Genomic DNA, 22988 nt, shown 5'->3' with positions numbered 1-22988 from the left:
GAGAATACTTTTCAGAACGTTTGTTTCAAATTATAACAAGTAATAATAAGTACGTCAAAATAATAATTCTAATTAAGTATTATTTATAAGGTGATTTTGAATTTTATATGACAATTTCTTTAATAAAAGCGACTTACATAATTGCAAGCCGCTTTTCTCCTATTCTTTAATATTTACCCCATACTCTTTAAACCAAACATGAATTTGTGCTAAATGAGCTAAAAGCTGTGGCCCAGTCATCAATTGACCAAACCACGGTGTTTGAAATGCACTGCCACCAGACTGAATCAATCCGCTCAACTGCTCTTTATCAAATAGTTCGTGTAAAATTGAACCTTTATCTGTTAATAGATTTTGAAGCCATACCGTTACTGCCTTTGTATAGTGTGGATTGTGCGTTTTCGGATAAGGACTCTTCTTCCTATATAAGATGTCATGTGGGAGTACATCTTCTAACGCTTTACGTAATAGACCTTTTTCGCGGTTTTTATACATTTTCATTTCCCAAGGAATATTCCACGCATATTCGACAAGACGATGATCTGCAAATGGAACGCGTACTTCTAAACTTGCCCCCATACTCATACGGTCTTTTCTGTCTAATAATGTTGTCATAAACCATACCATATTTAAATAAAATAATTGGCGTCTTTTTGCTTCTAGTGGACTTTCCCCCTCTAAAATAGGAACTTCTTGAATCGATTCCTCATAGCGCCTTTGTACATATTGTTGTAAATTTAGTTTATTTCTCCATTCTTTTTTTAGAAGTTGTTCACGTGCCTCTGTAGAACGCATCCACGGAAATGCACTCGATTGTAAATCATCTTCTCTATAAAACCACGGATATCCACCAAATATTTCATCTGCACATTCTCCAGATAAGCCAACGACAAAATCTTGTTTAATTTCTCGGCAAAACCATAATAATGACGAATCGATATCTGCCATACCAGGCAAATCACGAACGAGTACCGCTTCAGTTAAATACTCTGCTAATTGTTCATTCGAAATGACGCAGCGATGATGGGTTGTTTGAAATGTCTCAGTCATTAAATTAATAAACGGAGCATCTGAATTTGGCTGAAACGCATTCGCTTTAAAGTATTTGTCATTATCTTCATAATCAACAGAATATGTGTGTAATTGCCCTTTTCCTGACCTTGCATATTCTTTCGCAGCAATTGCTGTTATAGCGCTCGAATCTACACCGCCTGATAGAAAAGTACATAGTGGTACATCAGAAACGAGCTGCCTTGTAATCGCATCTTGTAATAAAAAGCGTGTTTTCTCTACTGTTTCTTCAAAGGAGTCTTCATGTTTTTTACTTTCCACATTCCAATATCTCCATATACATAAACCGTTCTTTGAAAATGTCATCGCATGACCTGGACGTAATTCTTTTATACCAGCATAAATACCGTGGCCAGGTGTTCTTGACGGTCCGAGTCCGAATATTTCTGATAATCCTTCTAATGTTACTTCTGCCTTCACATCTGGATGCGACAATATCGCTTTTAACTCCGAACCAAATAATAAGCGTCCGCTATCATATTTATAAAAAAGTGGCTTTACACCTAATCGATCTCTCGCAATAAATACTTGTTCTTTCTGTTCGTCCCATACTGCAAACGCATATATACCGTTTAAATGATCGACACATTCTTCTTTCCATTCAATATAAGAAGCTAATAATACTTCTGTATCAGAATGACCTTTGAACGTATATCCTCTTCTTAATAATTCCTTTCGAATGTCTTCTGTGTTATAAAGTTCACCGTTATAACAAATGGCATAATTCGTTTCATCTTTTAAACAAGTCATCGGTTGTTTACCACCCTCAGGATCAACAACGATTAACCGTTTATGCCCAAATGCGACATTACCTTTAATCCAAACTTTATTATCATCTGGACCGCGTTTCGCTAACGTCTCAGCCATCTTCGTAACGACATCTCTTTCTCCTTCTAATGAGCGTTTATAATCCACCCATCCTGTAATCCCGCACATATAAATCATCCTTCCATCTTATTTCTTTTCTTGAACGTGCAGTAATCCCCACCCTGTGAGTGCGGATCAAAAAAATGACAAACTTGACGATAACCTACTATCCACATTTGGAATAGCATTCTCACTCAGTAAAACGTGTTTTATTGTATGCCCACCTATGTTTAGATGTGTCTAGTTATAAAGAATGCACGAACTGTCTATAACAGGAATAACTACTTTTCATAAAGGAGAAATCGTGTATGATACAACGTAAACATATTTTATATAACCAGCCCCGTGCTCATACAGTCGGTAATGTAGAATATATAAACAATGAATGGGTATTCTTTGATGATGAAAATGATGAAGCGTTTTTATTAGAAGATATTGCCGAAGATGGGTTTGAAGTTTTATATAATAACAATTGGCTACCAGCCCGTTTCTATGAACAAGATGTATTACAAATCGCCAACGAACAACACCATTTGCAAAATGGTGAAATGATACGTATTCGAAAAAAGTTACTTCTTAGTTATAATGAATGGCTCGAGGAATTACCTGACTCCGTCTTCACATTATTAACTGAATCATTGCAATCACTTCACTACTCTTTATATGATTGCATGTATTGTCATAATTATTTATCTTTCTTACCGAAAGAGGAGTCACGCGAAGGAGTAAATATTCTTTTGTTTGATAACGAAGAGATGATTTGTACACTGCAGCACCATTTCGTCCGTCACACTACATCCAATAAAAATATGTTCCGTTTTACGAAAGTAAATGGGGAAGAGTTGCATATCGATGCGACATAAAGTGAAACTTTAATCAGTGGGGCAGCCCCACTGATTATTAGCCTTCACCAATCGGGTGTTTACGAGCAGTTGATCTCCCGCCTAACTTCTTTGCTTAAGCTGAATTTTGAGGTGGGAGTTTTACTGCCAGTTAATACGGGATAACGTAAAAAACCACCTTATCTCCCAAGTCTTTGAGATTATAAGGTGGTTTTATTTTTTATTAGAATACTTTCCAGCCAATCGGTAATTTCAGCCCAAGGTAAAATACTGCTACTAGCGCAACAATAAATAAGCCCCAAACCGCCCCTGTTGGTTTGTTTTTGCTCATTTTCACAAGAACCATTTCCATTCCACCGATAACTAAAATACCAGTTAACATTTTTAAGCCATACCACATGTGCATGCTACCTGTTGCTGTCTTCACAATACTCATGTACAACATAAAGCCTGTCACAATAATGATGATATACATTAGGCGAAGCCCCATATGTACACCTTTACCTTTTCTTCCTGCTGAATAAAGTGAATACGCAACGAAGAATAAAATTAAACCTAACGCCCATGCTGTAATATGCATATGTACCATCGTATCCCTTACCTCCTCTTTTCACACTTTTTCACTCTATATGATAACATGTTCATTTATTTTCAGGAAATGTTTCGCTTTTTTACATTTAAATGATATAATATTTAGAGTATTTACAAACTTCTTGTAATAACAAAAGGGGGAACAATCATGATTCAAACTAAGGATATTATCGAACTTACAGACACATACGGAGCAAATAACTATCACCCACTTCCAATCGTTATTTCTAAAGCAGAAGGTGTTTGGGTAGAAGATCCTGAAGGAAACCGCTATATGGACTTATTAAGTGCATATTCTGCAGTAAACCAAGGTCATCGTCACCCGAAAATTATTAACGCTTTAATTGACCAAGCTAATCGTGTTACGTTAACTTCTCGTGCTTTCCATAGCGATCAATTAGGTCCTTGGTACGAAAAAGTTGCGAAACTAACTAATAAAGAAATGGTACTTCCAATGAACACAGGTGCTGAAGCTGTTGAAACTGCAATTAAAACAGTTCGCCGCTGGGCTTATGATGTGAAGAAAGTAGAAGCAAACCGTGCTGAAATCATCGTTTGTGAAGATAACTTCCACGGACGTACAATGGGTTCTGTTTCTATGTCTTCAAATGAAGAGTACAAGCGTGGATTCGGTCCAATGCTTCCTGGCATCGTTGTAATTCCTTACGGTGATTTAGAAGCATTAAAAGCCGCAATTACACCAAACACAGCAGCATTCATTTTAGAACCGATTCAAGGTGAAGCTGGAATTAACATCCCACCAGCTGGTTACTTAAAAGAAGCTCTTGAAGTATGTAAAAAAGAAAACGTTTTATTCGTAGCCGATGAAATCCAAACAGGCTTAGGCCGTACTGGTAAAGTATTCGCTTGTGACTGGGACGATGTAACTCCTGACATGTACATACTTGGTAAAGCACTTGGTGGCGGTGTGTTCCCGATCTCTTGCGTTGCAGCAAACCGCGACATTTTAGGTGTATTTGAGCCAGGTTCTCACGGTTCTACATTCGGCGGTAACCCACTTGCATGTGCTGTATCTATCGCAGCTCTTGAAGTGTTAGAAGAAGAAAAATTAACAGAGCGTTCTCTTCAATTAGGAGAAAAATTAGTTGGGCAATTAAAAGAAATTGATAACCCAATGATCACTGAAGTTCGCGGTAAAGGTTTATTCATCGGTATCGAATTAAACGAGCCAGCTCGTCCTTACTGTGAACAACTAAAAGCAGCTGGTCTACTATGTAAAGAAACACACGAAAACGTAATTCGTATCGCACCACCTCTAGTAATCTCTGAAGAAGATTTAGAGTGGGCATTCCAAAAAATTAAAGCTGTATTATCATAATAATAGAGAGGTTGTCCGGCATGTTGGGACAACCTCTTTCTTTTTATATTCATTTATATTAAGATAAAATCGTAATTTTCTGTATTTTAAAATCGTAAAGGAGGTGCGATATGCTATTAAGATACGGTAAACAGATTAACTATTTAGCTACATCTTTTATTTTAGTTACATTCTGTGGCTTCCTACTTTCCACAACATGGCTTACTCACTATTCAACTCCTACTACATTCACACTACTGAAAGCATCATTTTGGACTGCTGTTATTCTTACTATCATTGGTTTTGGACGAGAAAAAAGTGCACTTACGGTTATACTATTTGGCATTTGTACACTTGCATTCATTGGCCTTTACACTTTTTCGGTTATCGATTACCTCTATAACCCAAGGCCATAAAAAAGAGCTATCTTTTAACAAGATAGCTCTTTTCTTTATTTCACTACATTTCGCAAAGTACCAATTCCTTCTACTGTAATGACCACTTCATCACCAGCATGTAAAAACTTCGGTGGTGTAAAACCTTTTCCGACACCAGCCGGGGTTCCTGTTGCGATAATATCACCTGGTTCTAAAGTCATTCCTTTGCTTATCGTTGAAATAATTTCTTCTATCGAAAAAATCATTTTATTTGTGTTGGAAGTTTGCCTTACTTCTCCATTTACTACCGTTTCAATGTGTAATGCATTCGGCGCATTAACCACCGATTTATGAATTAAATACGGTCCCATCGGGCAAAATGTATCGAAGCTTTTCCCAAGGAAAAACTGTTTATGTTTTCTTTGAATGTCTCGAGCTGTTACATCATTTATAATCGTATAACCAAAAACATGCTCAAGCGCTTTTTCTTTTTTAATTTGCTTCCCTCGCTTACCTATAATGACAGCTAGTTCTCCTTCATAATCTAGTTCGTCCGTTGCGTGAGGGTGACCATTAATTTGCTCATTTATGCCAATAACTGTTGTTGGTGCTTTCGTAAAGATCATTATATTTTCTGGAATAGACTCTACTCCGCCCATTTCTACCGCATGCTCACGATAGTTTTTTCCAACGCACAAAATATTCTTTCTTGGCCTTGGAATCGGTGCTAATATTTTCACCTCTGTTAACGGATAATACGCCGCTTCCCCGTTCTCTTTTGCCCAATTTACAATTTCACATACTTTCTCAAAGCACTCAGTCCCTCTTTCAATACACTCTAACATTGTAATAGGGATTGTAACCTTTTCCCCTTTTTGTCTTTGCGCTTCTCTTAAGTGTAATACCTTTTCTTCTTCTTCATCCACAATACCTACAAATACCTTTTCTTCTTTCTTCGCCGTTACAAAACGCAATATTTCCACTCTCCATCCTAAAACTCATACCCTTTAATTGTATTCGCATCCGCAAGAAAAAAACCTTCTCATGCACACTAATTTTTACAATATTCTTCTCACATCCTATTCGTTACCCCTCTACATTTGGCATAAAATGTAGAATTTTTACTTTTTTTAGCGAAGGTATTTCTTTTTTATGGAGTTTTTGTATAATATGTACTACATATATACTAAAAATTTCATTTAGAGATGGAGCCGATTTCAATGTTTGAGCAAGCGATTGAAAAAAAACGTGAAAAAATGATTTATTTTGCTGAACGCTATGGAATGACTTCTCAAAAAACAGTGGATTGTAGCCAAGAACTGGACAGGCTCTTAAATGTAATTTGGCATGTACATACGGATTTTCACTCAAATCAAACACTCAACACACACACGCAATAATGTGTGTGTTTCTTTTATTTCAAAAAAACACACATTTTATCGGAAACGCCCATACAATAGTAGAAAAGAAAATTTTAAAAACGAAGGGTGTTTTGTATGCCAGCTATGGTCGGACATATTCGTATCGTCAATATTGGATCAAGTGGTATTTTTCATATTGGAGATGTATTTGCGATTAGGCCTATTAGTTACTCACGTGCTTTCGCCGGGGCCGGCTCTTTTAATGTTGGAGATAATGTTTCTGTCTACAATTATCAAAGTGCAACGACTGTTAATGATTCAGATGTCGTTGATCAAGCGATAATTGGTTCAACTTAAAGGGGGCGATTGTATTGAATTTTTACGTAAACCAAAGCATTATCATTAACAGCATTAAAATTGATAGCATTACAACCTCTTCTGTATTCCAAATTGGCACTGCCGGAAGTATTAAAGCCCTATCCAAATTTTCAAATACGGGCGGATTTACGGAGCCGCTTCGCCCATTACAGGCAAACGGACAAATTATTTCTATCAAACCATCAACTAGTTCTTCTTAAGACATCCTTGTCATAAATATATAGCAGGAATATTTTTACCCTCCCTATTGAAAAGGAGGTTTCACAAATGAATCAAGATATATATACTTACTTACACCAACTTCAACAAGCTCTTCAAACACAACAAGCAGCCATCCTCAATTTAGAAGATCAAGTGCGTCAACTCCAAGAAGAGCTTAACGAATTAAAAAATCGCCCCTCCTCTTCTGTAGGAAAAGTGGAATACAAATTCGATCAATTAAAAGTCGAAAATTTAAATGGCACTTTAAATATTGGCTTAAACCCATTTTCAGCAAAAGGACAACAAATTGAAGATTTTCAAGTGGATACAGAAACATTGAAGGTAAATCCTGAAACCGAAACAAACCCAGACTTTTATCAAGGTATCCTCCAAGAAATGCATCGATACTTAGATGAAGAAGCATATAATCGTATTCTCCATTTTGAACAAGAAGAGAGAACACCGCTTGATGAAATGTATCGACAAATGATGGTGGATGACATAAAAAAACAGATGGAGCATCGACTCCCTTATTATTTATCACAAGTTCAATCATATGAAGGTATTTCAACAGATCCAGATTATTTACGAGATATCATTATCCAGGCAATGAAACAAGATATTGACAAAGCCTTTCTCTCATTTATTCAGCACATACCGGGAAATTTCCGAAAGGAGTAAGTATGTATGAACCTTAACGTTGTAAACCGTGAGTTAAAAGTCGGACAGATTAAAATGAACGGTGTATCGTCGTCCGCACTCTTTTTAATTGGAGATGCAAATCTCCTCATTCTATCTTCTATTCTCGATACACCATTTGAAACAGTTACAGAGGGTCCATTTGTACCATTAGTAACAGATGTCCCTCCTACTCCAGGTTAAGGAGACTGAGAAATTATGTTGCATCATGTGTCCATTGTCCAAAATGTTTCTATTATTTCTTTAGGGATTACTGCCGTATTTCAAGTTGGAGATGCAAACCAAATGGAATTAAAAAGTAGAGCTCTTGCCGTCCACCGTGAAATTCCTTGTTATATAAGGGGAGAAGGTCGCTTTGATGCTTTTGAAATCTTTACAGATGAACACATTACAATTCCAAAACGAACGACAGATGTAAAATTAAATATTGTAAATGAATGCCCTTTTATTGAAGTTAATAATGTTGAATTGCGGACACTTTTAAATTCTGGTTGCTTTCAAATTGGAAATGTTGATTATGGTTTTAATAACTCTCGTATTATGCAAATCCGCCAATATATTACGGATGAACCTTCCGCACAATAATTCATATAGTAAGTAAAAAGCTTAGTAAAGTAGGTGGATGGTATGCCTTCGGTTGTAGGAAATCTCGTCGTTCAAAATAGTAACGGCTCTTTCAACTTAGGAGATTTTTATAACGTATCTCCGAAAGAAAACACGAAAGCTTATAACGGATCTGGGGCTTCCAATGTTGGATTTGTCGTAAATACGTTTAACGGTGTTAGTGCAACAAATACGTTTGATTCTGATGTGGCGGATCAAGATCAGATTGGAACAGCGTAAAAAAAGTAGGAGATATTCTCCTACTTTTTTCTTTTATCTAATTCAAAATTATTAAAATGAAATTTTAATAAGAAAGAGCTTTACTGTCCACAAATAGCAGTATAAACAAGTAAGTAGTAAAGAGGCACTATTTCATTTTATTTAAATGATAACCCTCTCTCCTCCAAAGCCTTTCTAAGCTTCGGCATAGACGCAGGTCCCATACCATGCAGTTTTAAAATCTCTTTTTCACTATACTTGGATAGTTCTTCTATCGTGTGAATTCCATGGTGCTCTAGCGCATTTCGTGCTGGTGATGAAAGAAGTGAAAGAAATCCTGTTTTAGGTTTCTTTTCTTTCTCACAAGTCGGGCAAGTTGGGCAATCGCTACTTTTGTAGTATTCATGTCCTTTTTCACAAGTTCTTAACGTTTTTTCCGTTACCATTTTCAAGCCCCTCTATTCCTCAATATTTACAACATGATTCCCATCAAAGAAGTATAAACATTTCTCTTTCACAGGATGTTGTAAGCTTTTCTCCAGCGCTTTTGCATATAACGAAAGCTGTACTTTATATCGATCTTCTAAAATTGGTTTTGCTTGTTCGAATCCGCCTGGGAATTTCCCTTCAATCGTATCTGTTTTGAAGTCAATTAACGTAATGCCGTCTTCCTCTTCAATCATGCAGTCGATAACCCCTTGGACAAGAATCGTTTCTTCACTCTTCCCTTGCCAATCTTGATATGCTTCTTCTGCTGCAAGCATCATCGTAAATGGCACTTCACGCTCAACACTTTTCGCCGCTAGTACCCTTTTACCTAAATCACTGTCAAAGAATGAAATTACTTTTTCAATCGCTATTTCTTCCGCCTGCTCGAATGTTAATAATTCCTTATTTACCATTCCAGCAATTTGCTCTTGCAGAACTTCAACCGTAATCGGCTTCTTCAAATCAACATGCTGCATAACAGCATGGACTGCTGTTCCACGCTCTGCGTACGTTAATCCTTTTTTCTCCATAAAGCGCGGACGTGTTTTAATTGGCGTACGTAGTTTTTTAATAAAGGCATTATCGCTACCTTCTTCAGATTGATAATTTCTCTTTATTTCTGTAACAGATTGCTTCGCACGATAAGATGTTGCATCCTCATATCCGTACTTCCACATTAATCTGTCGTACACTTCTTCTTTCCGTTCACTTTGCAGGGGAACAGCCTTTTTCTCACGAAGCGCTTCTAACAATTCTTGTTTCTCTTCTTGAACTGGCTCTGGTGCAAGTAGCGTGTTACCGTCCACAACTTCTACTTTCCAGTTCGTGTCATACCCGTAAATTTCATCTGGAATACTTCCTTGTCCTAATTCAAGAAGCATTTCACTATCACGGTGTCTATATAATGAAGGTGCAATCCAGTCTAAATAACAAGACACTCCGGCACGTATGTGATCCGGTAATAACCATTCACTATGTTCCCTCGCATCAAGCCATTTTTCCATCTCCTTATTTGCATCCTTAACTGTTCCGATTAAAATTAACTTCTCTTTCGCACGCGTCAACGCTACGTATAGTACGCGCATTTCTTCCGCAATTAATTCCATTTTCATTTTACGTTTAATCGCAAGCTGTGATAATGTCGTGTATTTAATTCGTTTACGCGGATCGATAAATTGCGAACCGAAACCGAAATCTTTATGGAGTAAGAAACGTTTCATTAAGTCTTGTGTATTAAAACGACGGCCGAGTCCAGCTACAAATACAACCGGGAACTCTAGCCCTTTACTTTTATGGATCGTCATGATGCGAACAACGTCTTCTTGTTCACCGAGGGCCCTCGCCGTCCCCATATCATCACCGCGTTCTAAAATACGTTCAATAAAACGTAAGAAGCGGAATAATCCTCTAAATGATGTTGCTTCATATTGTCTTGCACGGTCATATAGTACGCGTAAGTTTGCCTGCCTTTGCTTTCCAGCTGGTAAACCGCCAACGAAGTCGTAATAACCTGTCTCGCCGTACACTTTCCAAATTAAATCAGAAAGTGATTGTTGACGTGCAAATTCACGCCATCCTTGCAGTAAGTTATAAAACCACTCTAGTTTTTCATGAAGTTCTTGTTCCTCTTCAAGCGGTGCACCTTTTAAGAATGAGCTCATTACTTCATAAAACGAGCCTTTCTTTCCGTGAGCACGAAGCGTCGCAAGGTCTTCATCGTTTAATCCAACGATTGGGGAACGAAGTACAGCTGCAAGCGGGATATCTTGCATCGGATTATCAATAACGCGGAATACGTTCATCATAATATTTACTTCCGTTGCTTCAAAATAACCAGTCGCAAGGTCAGCATATACCGGAATTCCTTGCAATTTTAACTCTTCCATAATTTGCGGCGCCCACGGCATGGAGCGAAGTAAAATAACGAAGTCGCGGTATTGTACAGGACGCATACTATCCGTTTTACGGTCATACACTTCATAACCGGAATCAACCATCGCTTTAATGCGCTGCGCCATAAAGCGAGCTTCAAGCTGTGCTTTTTCGACTTCTGCACCTTCTTCACCGTCTATTACTTCTTCTTCCGTTTGCTGAATACAGAGTAATTCTGCCGCTACATCTTCACCTTCTGGATAGGTAGCACCTAGTTTTAATTCAGCGTCAGCATCGTAGTCAATCTCTCCAACTTCTTCGCCCATAATTTGTTTGAAAATGAAGTTCGTACCTGCTAGTACTTCATGACGACTACGGAAGTTTTTCGCTAAGTCAATCTTCATTCCGCCGCCCAATCCTTCTTGTGTGAAGCGTTTATACTTTCCTAGGAATAGTCCTGGTTCAGCTAGTCGGAAACGATAAATCGACTGCTTTACGTCACCAACCATGAACAAGTTTCCTTCACTCTCAGAATCTTTCGTTACGAATTTAATAATGGATTCCTGTACAAAGTTCGTATCTTGATATTCATCGACTAATACTTCAGTAAATTTATTACGATATTGGAGCGCCACTGCTGACGGATTCATTTCACCATTTTCACTTTGTTCACTTAAAATTTGTAAACAGAAATGCTCTAAATCTGTGAAATCGACCATTCCTTTATCTCGCTTCATCGCTTGGAAACGCTCTGTAAATACTTTTACAAGTTGAACAAGCTTTTCTAATACTGGGTGCATATCTTGAAAATCTCGTAAGAAACTTTCAGGTTTGCGGCTAAATAACTCTTCTTGTAATTTCTTTACTTCATCTTTCGCTTTATTACGAAGAGAGTCTACTTGTTTTACAACATCTTCATTGTAATCACTTTTCTTAATACGCTTTAACGTTTGCCACGATACGTTTTGCATCGCTTCATACACGCTTGTCCACGACTCACGAGCAGCTGATGATAACGTTCCAAGTAATGCTACATCTGCTTGCAGGGTTTCAACGCGAGGCGCTGGACCGTCAGGAAGCATTGCGAGTTCAGTTGCCTTACGAATATGCTGTTCCGCTGTTTCAAGCTGGAATTTCACATCTTCTAATAAATAAGAAGCATATACTAAATCTTCAATTGTCTTTCCTTCTACGTCATATGCTTCTACTAATTTATCAAGCCATTTTTCCGGATTTGGATGCGCTCTTGACTCTGTATGAAGCGCTAAAATCATACGTTGTAAGTCATCATCACTACGGTCACTCGTATAACGATCAACAAGTTCAAAGAAGATTGTATTATCTTCGATTCCGTACTCTTCTTCTAATATGTCATCTAGCACTTCTTCTTTTAACAATTCATTTTCTGTTTGATTCGCAATACGGAAACGAGGATCAACATCCAGCATGTAGTAATATCCTCTAATTACTTGTAAACAGAATGAGTGAATTGTTGAAATGGAAGCTTTATTTAATAGGCTCAGTTGCTTTCTTACATGCTGAGAGCCTGGTTCATCAATTAATACCTTTTCTAACGCTTCCCCAATTCGATTTTTCATCTCTTGCGCTGCTGCATTTGTAAATGTTACAACGAGCAGGCGGTCGACATCGACTGGATTCTCTTCATTAATAATCTTTTTAATAATACGTTCAACTAATACTGCTGTTTTACCTGATCCAGCTGCAGCCGCAACTAAAATATCACGTCCGTTCGCTACAACAGCTTTCCACTGGTCATCTGTCCATTGACTACCTTCTGGTTTTTTAGGCCAATTTTCTATCATTCTCCGCCAACCTCCTCTCTTATTTTCTCCATCGCTTCACTATCTTTCATATCTTTTAACGTACGGAATTGATTATCTTCAAGTGACTCATCAAATTGACAAACAGATTTGAAGTTACAGAACGTGCACGCTGCTTTATTTCCCATTTTATAAGGAGCAATATCGATAACACCTTCTGTAATATCTTTTCCGATATTTTCAAACGTATGGTGTACATATTTTTGCAGTACGTTAAACTCTTGCTCACTTGCAATACTTGAACGCGCACTAAAGCTACCGTCTTTTTTCAGGCCAGCAGAAATAATATCTGAACTCCCTGTTGAAAGTTTGTTATCCATTAAACGAACAACGTCAGCATCTCCTAATACGAGTCCTTTCATTTTAAATTTCTTTAAAATTTCTTTTTCAATTTCGGCTTCAGATGCGTCACCTTTCATTTCAACAATTGGATTATGGATATGAAAATACAATACACCCGCTGGTGATGCTGCTTGGCCTTTTTTCATCCACGTCTGTGCATTCGAAGTAACAACATCTAAATACGTTAACATTTGAAGTGCTAATCCGTAATACACTTCTGTTAAATCTAACGCTTTTGAACTTGATTTATAATCAATAATACGTAAGAACGTCCCGTTCTCATCTTCTGCCTTATCAACACGGTCAATACGGCCGACTACTTCCATCTTCACACCATTTGGTAGTGAGAATTCCATCGGCGGAAGTGATCCTGTACCGCCCATACCGAATGGCACTTCTAAATCAACTGGTACGAATCCGCTCGACTTCGCATGTTCACGAAGAATGATTGACGTACGGAAAATGATTTGTTGTAGTTTTTGTTTTAAATAGAAATGACGGTTTGAACTTAATAAAATTTGTCGTTGTAATAACGGTGCGATTTCTTCTATTACTAAGACAGAAAGATGCTCACACTCTTTTATAGATAAATCCGCCCAAGTGCGGTTTTCACGCAATAACTTATCCGCAATTTTCTTTAATGCCGCATGGAATAATTCACCGATGTCTGGTGCATCAAGCTTGAAAATATCACGCTCTCTAAGTGATAAACCGTGCTGTGCAAAATGAGCGTATGCACAACGATTAAATAGTTCCATACGAGAGACGCTTCCTTTAATTATATCTCCATATAAATCTCTACTTACTGCTGTACTTAGTTTCTTCGCACGATTTCGATAGAATAAACTTGATAAGACGCGGCTACTTTTTTGTTTCCATTCATCTGAAGTTACGTAGAAGTTGTATACGTCCCACCAAAAGTCTAAATTCCCTTCAAATCCGTATCGCTTCCACGTTTGTAGTTGCTGCATAACGTAAGATAACGTTACTTCTGGCGTTGCCACGTATGAAATTTGTTCTGAACGTGATAAATCATTTACGTCATTCGTAATAAATGAATCTTTCACATTAGGGAACATTCTTTTTATTTTCTTAATAAAGCTAGACGCAAGTAACGTCTTTCCTTCTTCATCTGCAAGCGGGCATGAAATGTATAACCTCTCAGACGCTCTCGTTACCATTTGATACATAACGAACTGTTCTTCTAACAAAGTTTGTCTCGTCGTTGGCGCTAATTCAATCCCTGCCGCACCAAGAACTTCTCTTTCCTCATCAGAAAGCATACCTTCATCCATAGGTGCTGCTGGAATGACCCCCTCATTTACACCTATAATAAACGTTGCTTTCACGTCAGATAACCTGGAGTGATCAATATTAGCAATTAACACTTGGTCTAATGACGGCGGAATGTTAGCAAATTGAAGTGCCTCAAGACCTGTCGACATAACGTCCGTAAACATAGAAAGAGACATTCTCTCTTCACCAAGCATCTCTACAAATGTATCAAGAAGACTCATTACTTCTTCCCATACTTGTTCATGATCTGTCGCAAATAAGAAATCTCCACTTTCTTCTGCACGTATACGTAATTCTTCTAGCTTCTTCGGAACATCCAGTTCTTCTAAAAATAAGTAAACTGCTTCACACATTTGCATAACTGTTCCTGCACGCTTTAACCTTTTTTGCATGCGAATAACAGGTGTTCTTACAAAGTCACGTAACCTATTTATTTTCTCTTCCATTTCACGTTCACTGTCTGTAATCATCCCGTTCGTATCATCAAGAGAACGATAACGGCGATACATCCATGGATCCTCTGAAGTCCACCTCTTTCCTTGTACACCGTACGCTAAACAGTAATTTTCAAATTCATCCATTTCTTCACGCATCGTTTCTTTTCTTACGTCTAATGGATATAAAAGCTCTGTTTTCACGCAGCGGAACACCGCATCATAACGCCAATTCCCACTAATAATCTCGAGTGCAGAACGAATACATTCTACTAATGGGTGGTGTGACATCGGACGCTTTTCATCGATGAAGTGCGGGATATTGTAATCTGTAAATAACGTGCGCATCACATCGTAATAACTTTCCCCATTACGAAGAAGCACTGCAATATCTCGGTAACGATATTTTTCATTCGCAACAAGTTTACGAATTTCACGAGCAACACCTTCTACCTCCGCTCGTAAATTCGCAGCTGTGCTAATCGTTACACTCGCTTCACCGTTAAATTTTTCATTTGGACGCGCTTCATAATGAGCTTCTAAATGCGCTAATGCTGGAGAATGAAAACGCGGCTGTTCCATAAGTGGAATTGTTTTTTCAATTTCTATTTTCTCTTCACGCGCTACTTGTTTGATTTTTTCATACGTTAACGTCGTTTCATAAAATAAATCGAGTTCATTTACTGGCTGTGCTAACGTTTTTTCATCTATCGTTAACGTGATCGTAACTCTCGCTCCGCAAATCATAAGCTGTCTTACAATCTCTAACTCTTGCGGGGAGAATGAATGAAATCCATCTATATAAATTTCCGCACCATTTACATATTCAGACTGCGGAAGCTTTTCCACTAGCAATTGCAGGTAGTCTTCTGAATCTAAATATTTTCCAATTAAAGCACGTTCAAAATCATCGTATAATAGCTGTAAATCATACACTTTATTCGCTAGTAACTTTTGTTCGGCACTGCTACTATGCGCATCCAATTGTTGCCACATTTCATATACGTTAGATGGCGTTACATTGTAACGTTTAAACTCTGCAATCATACTGCCAAGATGTTCAAAGAAACCGTTTTGCTCCGCTGCTTTTTGGAACACCGATAATCCATCTTTACGAGACTCTACAATTTTACGGAGTAACATATGTACACCCGCTTCATCAATATGAAGACGACTCGCTCCGCCAACTTCTTGTAGTACCTTCCACGCTAATCGTGAAAAACTAAAAACTTGTGCCCGAATAGAACCTCTTACATCCTCACTTCCAATTAACGCCTGCTGCGTCTGGAATGTCATCTGTTCTGGCACAAGATATAATATTGTTTTCCCTCTCGGGCGTTGTTTTAACTCTTCTTGCACTTCGCGTAAACAAAGTGTACTTTTTCCACTTCCCGCTCTACCAATCACAAATCGAAGTGACATGTAACCCCACCTTTCACTTACATAACGAACGTTAGTTTGCTACTATAATTGTATTATAGTACACGAAAAAAGACAAACTGAGTTGTTTGTCTTTTCTATACTTCTATCTATTATATCAACCTTTTGAAAAATTCGTTTGCACCTCTTGAATTGGCCAATATCGCAAATCAACTTTACCGACGACTGTATCAGCTTTTACAAAGCCAAAGTGTCTACTATCCCAGCTCCCGAGCCGGTTATCACCTACTACAAAAATAAACCCGGGTGGCACCAGCTTTTCTTTCGTTAACTCTTCTAATTTAAAGTCGCCTGTTAGTTGCCTTCCATTTATCTCTTTCTTATATTTCTCTAGATACGGCTCATCAATAAATTGTCCATTTATATATAACTTATCATGCTTATATTCAATATGATCTCCAGGTAAACCGATAATTCGCTTTACATAGTCCTCTTTTTTATTCGCATGAAACACCACAACGTCAAATCTGTTCAAGTCCCCAACTTGATAACTCACCTTATTTACAACGAGCATATTACCATCTTGCAATGTCGGCATCATTGACTTCCCCTCTACAACATACGTTGAGAAGAAAAACGTTCGAAAAAATACAGCTAATAATACACCAATTAAAATTGTTCGTATCCACTCTATGCCTTCTTTTTTCAAAGTTTTCTTCATCCGCTTCTCCCCTTATCCTTTAATACTGAAGCTTTCCTTTACAAAGAAGACTATTCTTAATGTAGTTCTAACTTTACTTCAATTTTCTTACCGACATACCATAAAATAAAAATACCAATCGCTACAATGACTGATTTCACCGGATTATGAATAAATGACATTAAATCATGACCGATATACGTTAAAATAAAAATCATCACAAGTTTTCCGAATGCTAACGCTAGCCCAAACTGTTTTACACTAATTCGTGATAAACCAGCGACAACATTTATTAGCGCTGACGGTGTAAACGGAAAACAAAATATAACAAAAATCGGTGCGAATCCTTTCCTTTCAATCCACCCCATTGCTTTTCTTACTCTCTCATGCTTATTTACAAACGAAAAGAAACGACTGCGACCAAAATGGCGGATGATGAAAAAGACAAGTAATGCACCCATTACTGATCCAAGCCATGAATAAAGAAAACCGAGCCAAAAGCCAAATGCAACAGCATTCGCCAGTACAAATACAATAAGCGGTAATGCTGGAATCAACGCCTCTATCATCGGTAAACCAATACCAAGAAGTGGTCCGAACGCTTTATAACTCTCAACAATATGATCCATATTTTCTGGTGAAAAATACTCTTTGATTGTCTGAAAATCCATTCTACACTTTACCCCTTTACTCTAAATACTATCCCTACTGTATCATTGCTTATATGAAAGAGGAAATGGTAGATACGACATATGGAGATGTATTTATTAAAGTTTCCATATCTTTCATAAGAATTCCTTCATTATTTAGCTATGATAATCTATCAATATTCGACAGGAAATGTCGTTCGTTTTGTTATTTAGGTGGTTTTCCGGTATTTTTATCGGTAAATGAAATTACAACTCGGTTTTTCTAACACATCTCTTTATCTATAAAGATTGATAAAATGAAGCTTTAATCAACCCTCACCAATCCGGCTTTTACAGGCAGCAGGGCCCCCACCTAACTTCTTTGCTTTCGCTGAATTTTGATGTGTGCGTCTTACTGCCCGGTAAATAGCGGATAAACAAAAAAAGAATGGGGATGATTCCCCCATCCTTTCACACTTCGCCTTCCTTCACAAAATACACTCTCTCATAAGCAGGTCTTAATGTTGATTCCTCTTTTTTATCAATCTCTTTAAAACAAGGGCTCCCTTGTTTTTTCCTACGATCTTCATATTCAGTACGCAATTTCGCTGTACGATTTTGTTGATTTTCAAAACTAGTTTTTGATATTTCTAATTTCACAGCAAAGCCATTTATAAACCTAATAATAAGATTTCCATCTTTTAATTCTTTATTACCTTCAATATAAAAATGAGACAACCAAGCGCACTCTTTTCTAGAGTAAGAATAGGTAGGGAAAAAATAAAGTTGATCTGTAGGACTAATCGCAATCGGTGCTTTATGTGTAATATGAGTTAATTCTTTCGTTCCTTCTTTTCTGCCTAAGAAACTAGAACCATGCTTTCGGCAACTTCTTTCTATAATATCTAGTGGTTTTTGAAATACGAAAAAAGAATCATTCATTTCAACGACTCGCGTAACAATTTTCTTTTCACTTAGAATAACAGGAAGTAAGGCCATCGTATTTTTCGTTACAACATAATTTTCGACATAGCGTTCCACTTTACTTTCCATACTCTATTATCTCCTTTTTTCCATTTATATTAGCAGCTGCATATATAATTTTAGCACCTATGAAAAGAAAACGGATTGCACATTCTACTATTTTACATTAATTTATTATTTATCAAACATTCTTCAAATTTCAAAATAAATATATAAAAATAACAAGATGGCATTGTGCACAAAAAAGCATTTATACTGCTATAAATATTTGAAATCACTTCCTCATTTCACATCATTACAACAATTAACTTTGTTATAATTAAAATGTAAATCCAATATATGGAGGGCCACTATGGAAGAAAAAGAGATCCAACCATCAATTCAAATGAAAAATAGTAGCGTCATTATCGTGAAAAATTCAGCTAGTATTATATTCGGTTTATTTTTTATTCTGCTATTCTTTGCCAAACCGTTTCGTAAATCAAAATGTACAGAATGTAAAAAACGTGAGAAGAAAAACGTAGCGAAAAAAGAGTAAAAGGCCTTCCTTTTTGGAAAGCCTTTTTACATTTGTAGTATCATTTTATTTATTCTTCTTCACCCTTAGAAAAACAACTATATTTTCTTCCAAGGTTCTCTACATCTTTTTTGATTTGTAATATGATCCTTATATAAAACATGAGAAAGAGTATTTGTACTTGTTACCCGCTTTAAATTTTTACTAAAAAATTTAAATTTGTACATCTTTTTCCATCACTAACAATTCGTCAATTAATTAACTTTGTAATATAAGTTTTGTATATAATGTCATTCAAAAACACAATATATATAAGTAGCTATTTATAATTACATTGCTTTTTATCGAATTCTAAAAAGGAGTTGTATACTATGGATAAAGAAAATCTATTAAGTCAGCAGGTTAATAGCATCCCCTCAGATGCTCTGAATACTCCTAGCAAGGAACAAGAACAACTGTTAGAAACATCATCTCAAAACGTACAAAATTCCAATAACAATACTAACAAAAAAGATGAGACTCAAGGTCTATCTGGAAAAGATTCCCCTATTTCAATAAAGAATACAAACTTATAGTTATTTACTATCATACGCAGCAAATGCTCTTGCTGAACTAATTCTTATACAGAAACTAATACGCATTCCCGATAATTTTTTACCAGTTGTAACATAGAAAAAGAGATTTAGATATAAAAACAGGCTCTGAAAAAATTTTCTGCACAACCTAAAAAAAAAAGGATGGCATTAGCCATCCTTTTTTCCATCATCAACTATAAAATTATAGTTTGATTACGTTTTTAGCTTGAGGTCCACGGTTACCGTCTTCGATTTCGAAGCTAACTTTTTGACCTTCTTCTAAAGATTTGAAACCGTCAGTTTCGATTGCTGAGAAGTGTACGAATACGTCGTTTTCGCCTGGAACTTCGATGAAACCGAAACCTTTTTCGTTGTTAAACCATTTTACTTGTCCTGTTACTGCCATAATTATTTCCTCCTAAGAAAATACAAATTTTAAATTTTTTAGTCTTCCTGTCTAAAAAAAGAATCCACACATTATCAAATACGAAACATAAACTAGTTCTCACATACTTTTTCTCGTTCGTTTTCAGCACTTGATAACATATGGATTGCTTAATTTAACTATTCAACTGACATCATCATAGCACATTAAAATAAAATGTACAATCTTTTTCTAAAATGGAATTTCTAATTTTTAGTATTTCTTATAAAATATAATTATCTCTATTCCAAATAAGGAGGAATTTATGAACAACAAAATTCCTAGAAAAACATTAAAAAGAATCGAAGAGGATATTGAAAATAATAATCTTGGAAAAGCAAGAGACAGATTGCACGGCCTCATCTTTACATACCCAAATGAATTACATCTTCGAAAACAACTCGGAGATATTTATTATAAATTACAATATCCAGAAATGGCTGGACGTTACTGGTATCTAGAGGAGCATAAAAACAGATATTATGCATGAATCATGTTTATTATTTGAGAAATCAATGGGAAATAACCCTCATCATATTGCACGCGCTTTAAAGTTTAAAGGCGATTCTAACCATATAAAAGCTTTGTATAAAGATCAACCTTTATCTTCAGTGCAGAAGAAAGTAGCAGAGGAGTTAATTTATGAGTATAAAGAAACATGGCAAGATAAGCTAGTTCCTTTTGGCTGTCTAGCATTCCTTGCTTGCCTTCTCTTTTCTGCCATTGTTGGTCTATTCACTATTTGGAATTGGATTTTTTAATTATAGGGGGAATTTTCACATGTCAAACTACGATAACGAAGAAAAGCTAACAGGCGGAAACGTTTCGAACGTATATCGTTCTGAAAATACTGTTCGTCGAGAGTTAAAGCCAGATAGCGCAAAAATCCATAAGCTATTACAACACTTAGAAAACAAAGGATTTCATTATACTCCAAAGTTTTTAGGTGTAGATGAAGAAGATAGAGAGGTTTTATCCTTTATTGAAGGAGAAGCTGGGAATTATCCTTTAAAAGAATATATGCGATCTAATGATGTATTAAAAGGAATCGCAAAGATGCTCCGCCTTTACCATGATGCTGTAAGTGATTTTCCGTTATTAGATGATTGGAAACCGATGGATCACACGCCAAATAACATTGAGGTTTTATGCCACAATGATTTTGCCATATATAACATTATTTTTAATAATGAGAAGCCAGTAGGGATTATTGATTTCGATGTTGCTGCTCCTGGTCCAAGACTATGGGATATCGCTTATACACTTTATACTTGTGTGCCTTTAAGTAGAGTGTATTATACAGAATCTGGTGAAGCCATTCATTATGAATCATCGCAACATGCAGATCGTATTAAAGAGAGAGTGAAATTATTCGTTCAGTCCTATGGTAAAAATATGGATGAAGATTACTTAGGAATGGTGTTGCTACGATTAGAAGGGTTATGTACATATATGAAACGAAAAGCGCAAGAAGGCGACTTGAATTTCCAAAGAATGATTGATGAAGGACATCTAGAGCATTATGAGAAAGATATGAAGTTTATTCGTAATCATAGGGCTGAGTGGCGTTGATTTAGTAATAAAGAAAAGTTAGTATCGTTTTTTGCCGATAAATTGATATCTCTTTTCGAATCGTTCACAAAATAACAAGGGGCCCCCTTCAAACAGGTGCCCCTTCCTTTTATTTCGTAAACTGTGCTTCTTCTGTAGATCCTTTTAACGCTGTCGTTGATGAAGTTCCGCCTGTAATCACTTGTGCAACTTCATCAAAGTAACCTGTTCCTACTTCGCGTTGATGACGTGTTGCAGAGTAGCCGTGTTTTTCTGCTGCAAATTCAGCTTGTTGTAGTTCAGAGTATGCTGCCATGCCGCGCTCTTTATAGCCACGTGCTAGTTCAAACATACCGTAATTTAATGAATGGAATCCAGCAAGTGTTACGAATTGGAACTTATAACCGTAAGATGCGATTTCCTTTTGGAAGCTCGCAATTGTTTTTTCATCTAGTTTTTGTTTCCAGTTGAATGAAGGTGAACAGTTATATGCAAGTAACTTTCCTGGATGCTCCTTATGAATTGCGTCCGCAAATCGTTTTGCATCTTCTAAATTTGGTTCCGACGTTTCACACCAAACGAGGTCTGCATACGGTGCATACGCTAAACCGCGCGCAATCGCTTGATCAAGACCTGCATTCGTACGGTAAAATCCTTCTGGTGTTCTTTCTCCTGTAATAAATGCTTTATCAACAGGATCGATATCGCTCGTAATTAAATCAGCTGCATCTGCATCTGTTCTTGCAACGATAATTGTTGGCACTCCCATTACATCTGCTGCAAGACGTGCAGAAATTAAATTACGTACCGCTGTTTGCGTTGGTAGTAGTACTTTTCCACCTAAATGGCCACATTTTTTCTCTGAAGATAATTGATCTTCAAAATGCACACCTGATGCACCTGCTTCAATCATACCTTTCATCAGTTCGAATACGTTTAATTGTCCACCAAATCCAGCTTCTGCATCTGCTACAATCGGTACGAAATAGTCTGTATCATCGCTTCCTTCCATATGTTGAATTTGATCCGCACGTTGAAGTGTTTGATTAATTCGTTTCACTACAGCAGGTACGCTGTTCGCTGGATATAAACTTTGGTCTGGATACATATGTCCAGAAAGGTTTGCATCAGCTGCCACTTGCCAACCACTTAAGTAAATCGCTTTTAACCCAGCTTTTACTTGTTGCATCGCTTGATTTCCTGTTAATGCGCCAAGTGCGTTAATATAGTCTTCTGTATGAAGCGATGTCCAAAGCTTCTCAGCACCGCGGCGCGCTAATGTATGTTCAATATCAATTGATCCGCGCAGGCGAATTACATCTTCTGCCGAATATGGACGTGTGATCCCTTTCCAACGCTCATCTAATTCCCAGCTTTCTTGTAATTTCTCGATTCTTTCGTTTTTCATTTATTCCATCCCCTTTTCA

At 37.0% G+C, this 22988-nt stretch carries 24 protein-coding genes and 1 pseudogene; 14 read left to right on the top strand and 11 right to left on the bottom strand.

Going from position 1 to position 22988, the window contains the following annotated elements; all coding sequences use genetic code 11:
- Positions 1–159: 159 nt before the first annotated feature.
- The gene (gene asnB / locus CN409_RS11470) at positions 160–2007 is read right to left on the bottom strand and encodes an asparagine synthase (glutamine-hydrolyzing) (protein WP_000333993.1); all 1848 of its coding nucleotides are present in this window, start codon (positions 2005–2007) and stop codon (positions 160–162) included.
- A 239-nt stretch (positions 2008–2246) separates the two neighbouring features.
- On the opposite strand from asnB, the gene CN409_RS11465 reads away from it, so the two are divergent.
- Positions 2247–2801: a DUF2777 domain-containing protein gene (locus CN409_RS11465; protein ID WP_000616051.1), complete on the top strand. Its 555-nt coding sequence runs from the start codon at positions 2247–2249 to the stop codon at positions 2799–2801.
- A gap of 202 nt (positions 2802–3003) precedes the next feature.
- Here the strand turns inward: CN409_RS11465 and CN409_RS11460 are convergent, their stop codons facing one another.
- On the bottom strand, positions 3004–3369 hold the full coding sequence (locus CN409_RS11460) for a YisL family protein (RefSeq protein ID WP_000233496.1): 366 nt from the start codon (positions 3367–3369) through the stop codon (positions 3004–3006).
- Positions 3370–3519: 150 nt separating this feature from the next.
- Between CN409_RS11460 and rocD the strand changes: the two genes are divergently transcribed.
- Together rocD and CN409_RS11450 are read left to right on the top strand one after the other, a co-directional pair.
- Complete coding sequence (gene rocD, locus CN409_RS11455; protein ID WP_000616660.1) at positions 3520–4710, top strand: ornithine aminotransferase; 1191 nt, start codon at positions 3520–3522, stop codon at positions 4708–4710.
- A 110-nt stretch (positions 4711–4820) separates the two neighbouring features.
- Positions 4821–5105: a hypothetical protein gene (locus CN409_RS11450; RefSeq protein ID WP_000926870.1), complete on the top strand. Its 285-nt coding sequence runs from the start codon at positions 4821–4823 to the stop codon at positions 5103–5105.
- A 35-nt stretch (positions 5106–5140) separates the two neighbouring features.
- Here CN409_RS11450 and CN409_RS11445 read toward each other — a convergent pair whose 3' ends face one another.
- Positions 5141–6040, bottom strand: coding sequence for a fumarylacetoacetate hydrolase family protein (locus CN409_RS11445; RefSeq protein ID WP_001213078.1), 900 nt, complete (start codon positions 6038–6040; stop codon positions 5141–5143).
- Positions 6041–6286: 246 nt separating this feature from the next.
- Here CN409_RS11445 and CN409_RS11440 point away from each other — a divergent pair, with 246 nt between their 5' ends.
- The 7 genes from CN409_RS11440 to gerPF all read left to right on the top strand — a co-directional run bounded on the left by CN409_RS11440 (position 6287) and on the right by gerPF (position 8548).
- Complete coding sequence (locus CN409_RS11440; RefSeq protein WP_000462848.1) at positions 6287–6466, top strand: aspartyl-phosphate phosphatase Spo0E family protein; 180 nt, start codon at positions 6287–6289, stop codon at positions 6464–6466.
- Positions 6467–6562: 96 nt separating this feature from the next.
- Positions 6563–6784, top strand: coding sequence for a spore germination protein GerPA (gene gerPA, locus CN409_RS11435; protein WP_001111188.1), 222 nt, complete (start codon positions 6563–6565; stop codon positions 6782–6784).
- 14 nt (positions 6785–6798) lie between these two features.
- Positions 6799–7005: a spore germination protein GerPB gene (gerPB, locus tag CN409_RS11430; protein WP_001012509.1), complete on the top strand. Its 207-nt coding sequence runs from the start codon at positions 6799–6801 to the stop codon at positions 7003–7005.
- 67 nt (positions 7006–7072) lie between these two features.
- Positions 7073–7687, top strand: a complete 615-nt coding sequence (gene gerPC, locus CN409_RS11425) for a spore germination protein GerPC (protein ID WP_001070761.1) — start codon at positions 7073–7075, stop codon at positions 7685–7687.
- A 6-nt stretch (positions 7688–7693) separates the two neighbouring features.
- Positions 7694–7888, top strand: coding sequence for a spore germination protein GerPD (gene gerPD / locus CN409_RS11420; RefSeq protein ID WP_001052807.1), 195 nt, complete (start codon positions 7694–7696; stop codon positions 7886–7888).
- A gap of 15 nt (positions 7889–7903) precedes the next feature.
- Positions 7904–8290 carry a spore germination protein GerPE gene (locus CN409_RS11415; protein ID WP_000902327.1) on the top strand — a complete coding sequence of 129 codons (387 nt, stop codon included), beginning with the start codon at positions 7904–7906 and terminating at the stop codon, positions 8288–8290.
- A 42-nt stretch (positions 8291–8332) separates the two neighbouring features.
- Positions 8333–8548 carry a spore germination protein GerPF gene (gene gerPF / locus CN409_RS11410; RefSeq protein ID WP_001141566.1) on the top strand — a complete coding sequence of 72 codons (216 nt, stop codon included), beginning with the start codon at positions 8333–8335 and terminating at the stop codon, positions 8546–8548.
- A 137-nt stretch (positions 8549–8685) separates the two neighbouring features.
- Here the strand turns inward: gerPF and CN409_RS11405 are convergent, their stop codons facing one another.
- From CN409_RS11405 to CN409_RS11380, 6 genes are all read right to left on the bottom strand, one after another.
- A complete protein-coding gene (locus tag CN409_RS11405) occupies positions 8686–8973 on the bottom strand; it encodes an RNA polymerase alpha subunit C-terminal domain-containing protein (RefSeq protein WP_000255717.1) in 288 nt (95 codons plus the stop codon).
- 12 nt (positions 8974–8985) lie between these two features.
- The gene (gene addA, locus CN409_RS11400) at positions 8986–12711 is read right to left on the bottom strand and encodes a helicase-exonuclease AddAB subunit AddA (protein ID WP_097980912.1); all 3726 of its coding nucleotides are present in this window, start codon (positions 12709–12711) and stop codon (positions 8986–8988) included.
- Positions 12708–16223: a helicase-exonuclease AddAB subunit AddB gene (addB, locus tag CN409_RS11395; RefSeq protein WP_097980911.1), complete on the bottom strand. Its 3516-nt coding sequence runs from the start codon at positions 16221–16223 to the stop codon at positions 12708–12710. Before addB ends, addA begins: the two co-directional genes overlap by 4 nt.
- Before the next feature lie 115 nt (positions 16224–16338).
- Positions 16339–16902: a signal peptidase I gene (gene lepB / locus CN409_RS11390; protein WP_000751896.1), complete on the bottom strand. Its 564-nt coding sequence runs from the start codon at positions 16900–16902 to the stop codon at positions 16339–16341.
- A gap of 56 nt (positions 16903–16958) precedes the next feature.
- On the bottom strand, positions 16959–17552 hold the full coding sequence (locus CN409_RS11385) for a TVP38/TMEM64 family protein (RefSeq protein ID WP_000347517.1): 594 nt from the start codon (positions 17550–17552) through the stop codon (positions 16959–16961).
- A 429-nt stretch (positions 17553–17981) separates the two neighbouring features.
- Positions 17982–18563 (bottom strand): competence protein ComK, encoded by a 582-nt coding sequence (locus CN409_RS11380; RefSeq protein WP_000444446.1) that lies wholly within the window; start codon positions 18561–18563, stop codon positions 17982–17984.
- Between the two features lie 283 nt (positions 18564–18846).
- Between CN409_RS11380 and CN409_RS11375 the strand changes: the two genes are divergently transcribed.
- Positions 18847–19032 carry a hypothetical protein gene (locus CN409_RS11375; RefSeq protein WP_000391375.1) on the top strand — a complete coding sequence of 62 codons (186 nt, stop codon included), beginning with the start codon at positions 18847–18849 and terminating at the stop codon, positions 19030–19032.
- A 350-nt stretch (positions 19033–19382) separates the two neighbouring features.
- The gene (locus CN409_RS11370; RefSeq protein WP_000356915.1) at positions 19383–19586 is read left to right on the top strand and encodes a hypothetical protein; all 204 of its coding nucleotides are present in this window, start codon (positions 19383–19385) and stop codon (positions 19584–19586) included.
- Between the two features lie 202 nt (positions 19587–19788).
- Here the strand turns inward: CN409_RS11370 and cspA are convergent, their stop codons facing one another.
- Positions 19789–19992, bottom strand: a complete 204-nt coding sequence (gene cspA, locus CN409_RS11365; protein ID WP_000301518.1) for an RNA chaperone/antiterminator CspA — start codon at positions 19990–19992, stop codon at positions 19789–19791.
- A gap of 283 nt (positions 19993–20275) precedes the next feature.
- Here cspA and CN409_RS11360 point away from each other — a divergent pair.
- A pseudogene (locus CN409_RS11360) lies at positions 20276–20771 on the top strand (DUF6584 family protein).
- Positions 20772–20790: 19 nt separating this feature from the next.
- A complete protein-coding gene (locus CN409_RS11355; RefSeq protein ID WP_000073811.1) occupies positions 20791–21582 on the top strand; it encodes a phosphotransferase in 792 nt (263 codons plus the stop codon).
- Positions 21583–21691: 109 nt separating this feature from the next.
- Here CN409_RS11355 and aceA read toward each other — a convergent pair whose 3' ends face one another.
- Positions 21692–22969, bottom strand: coding sequence for an isocitrate lyase (gene aceA, locus CN409_RS11350; RefSeq protein ID WP_000787346.1), 1278 nt, complete (start codon positions 22967–22969; stop codon positions 21692–21694).
- Positions 22970–22988: the final 19 nt, after the last annotated feature.

The organism is Bacillus sp. AFS012607 (genome assembly GCF_002558005.1).
GTDB lineage: Bacteria > Bacillota > Bacilli > Bacillales > Bacillaceae_G > Bacillus_A > Bacillus_A thuringiensis_S.
This window is presented reverse-complemented; position numbering and strand designations above follow the sequence as displayed.

What these genes read in the sequence shown, in the direction of transcription:
- asnB (WP_000333993.1), bottom strand. Translation starts at nt 2,007, where the DNA reads ATGTGCGGGATTACAGGATGGGTGGATTATAAACGCTCATTAGAAGGA.
- CN409_RS11465 (WP_000616051.1), top strand. Translation starts at nt 2,247, where the DNA reads ATGATACAACGTAAACATATTTTATATAACCAGCCCCGTGCTCATACA.
- CN409_RS11460 (WP_000233496.1), bottom strand. Translation starts at nt 3,369, where the DNA reads ATGGTACATATGCATATTACAGCATGGGCGTTAGGTTTAATTTTATTC.
- rocD (WP_000616660.1), top strand. Translation starts at nt 3,520, where the DNA reads ATGATTCAAACTAAGGATATTATCGAACTTACAGACACATACGGAGCA.
- CN409_RS11450 (WP_000926870.1), top strand. Translation starts at nt 4,821, where the DNA reads ATGCTATTAAGATACGGTAAACAGATTAACTATTTAGCTACATCTTTT.
- CN409_RS11440 (WP_000462848.1), top strand. Translation starts at nt 6,287, where the DNA reads ATGTTTGAGCAAGCGATTGAAAAAAAACGTGAAAAAATGATTTATTTT.
- gerPA (WP_001111188.1), top strand. Translation starts at nt 6,563, where the DNA reads ATGCCAGCTATGGTCGGACATATTCGTATCGTCAATATTGGATCAAGT.
- gerPC (WP_001070761.1), top strand. Translation starts at nt 7,073, where the DNA reads ATGAATCAAGATATATATACTTACTTACACCAACTTCAACAAGCTCTT.
- gerPD (WP_001052807.1), top strand. Translation starts at nt 7,694, where the DNA reads ATGAACCTTAACGTTGTAAACCGTGAGTTAAAAGTCGGACAGATTAAA.
- CN409_RS11415 (WP_000902327.1), top strand. Translation starts at nt 7,904, where the DNA reads ATGTTGCATCATGTGTCCATTGTCCAAAATGTTTCTATTATTTCTTTA.
- gerPF (WP_001141566.1), top strand. Translation starts at nt 8,333, where the DNA reads ATGCCTTCGGTTGTAGGAAATCTCGTCGTTCAAAATAGTAACGGCTCT.
- CN409_RS11405 (WP_000255717.1), bottom strand. Translation starts at nt 8,973, where the DNA reads ATGGTAACGGAAAAAACGTTAAGAACTTGTGAAAAAGGACATGAATAC.
- addA (WP_097980912.1), bottom strand. Translation starts at nt 12,711, where the DNA reads ATGATAGAAAATTGGCCTAAAAAACCAGAAGGTAGTCAATGGACAGAT.
- addB (WP_097980911.1), bottom strand. Translation starts at nt 16,223, where the DNA reads ATGTCACTTCGATTTGTGATTGGTAGAGCGGGAAGTGGAAAAAGTACA.
- lepB (WP_000751896.1), bottom strand. Translation starts at nt 16,902, where the DNA reads ATGAAGAAAACTTTGAAAAAAGAAGGCATAGAGTGGATACGAACAATT.
- CN409_RS11385 (WP_000347517.1), bottom strand. Translation starts at nt 17,552, where the DNA reads ATGGATTTTCAGACAATCAAAGAGTATTTTTCACCAGAAAATATGGAT.
- CN409_RS11380 (WP_000444446.1), bottom strand. Translation starts at nt 18,563, where the DNA reads ATGGAAAGTAAAGTGGAACGCTATGTCGAAAATTATGTTGTAACGAAA.
- CN409_RS11375 (WP_000391375.1), top strand. Translation starts at nt 18,847, where the DNA reads ATGGAAGAAAAAGAGATCCAACCATCAATTCAAATGAAAAATAGTAGC.
- CN409_RS11370 (WP_000356915.1), top strand. Translation starts at nt 19,383, where the DNA reads ATGGATAAAGAAAATCTATTAAGTCAGCAGGTTAATAGCATCCCCTCA.
- cspA (WP_000301518.1), bottom strand. Translation starts at nt 19,992, where the DNA reads ATGGCAGTAACAGGACAAGTAAAATGGTTTAACAACGAAAAAGGTTTC.
- CN409_RS11355 (WP_000073811.1), top strand. Translation starts at nt 20,791, where the DNA reads ATGTCAAACTACGATAACGAAGAAAAGCTAACAGGCGGAAACGTTTCG.
- aceA (WP_000787346.1), bottom strand. Translation starts at nt 22,969, where the DNA reads ATGAAAAACGAAAGAATCGAGAAATTACAAGAAAGCTGGGAATTAGAT.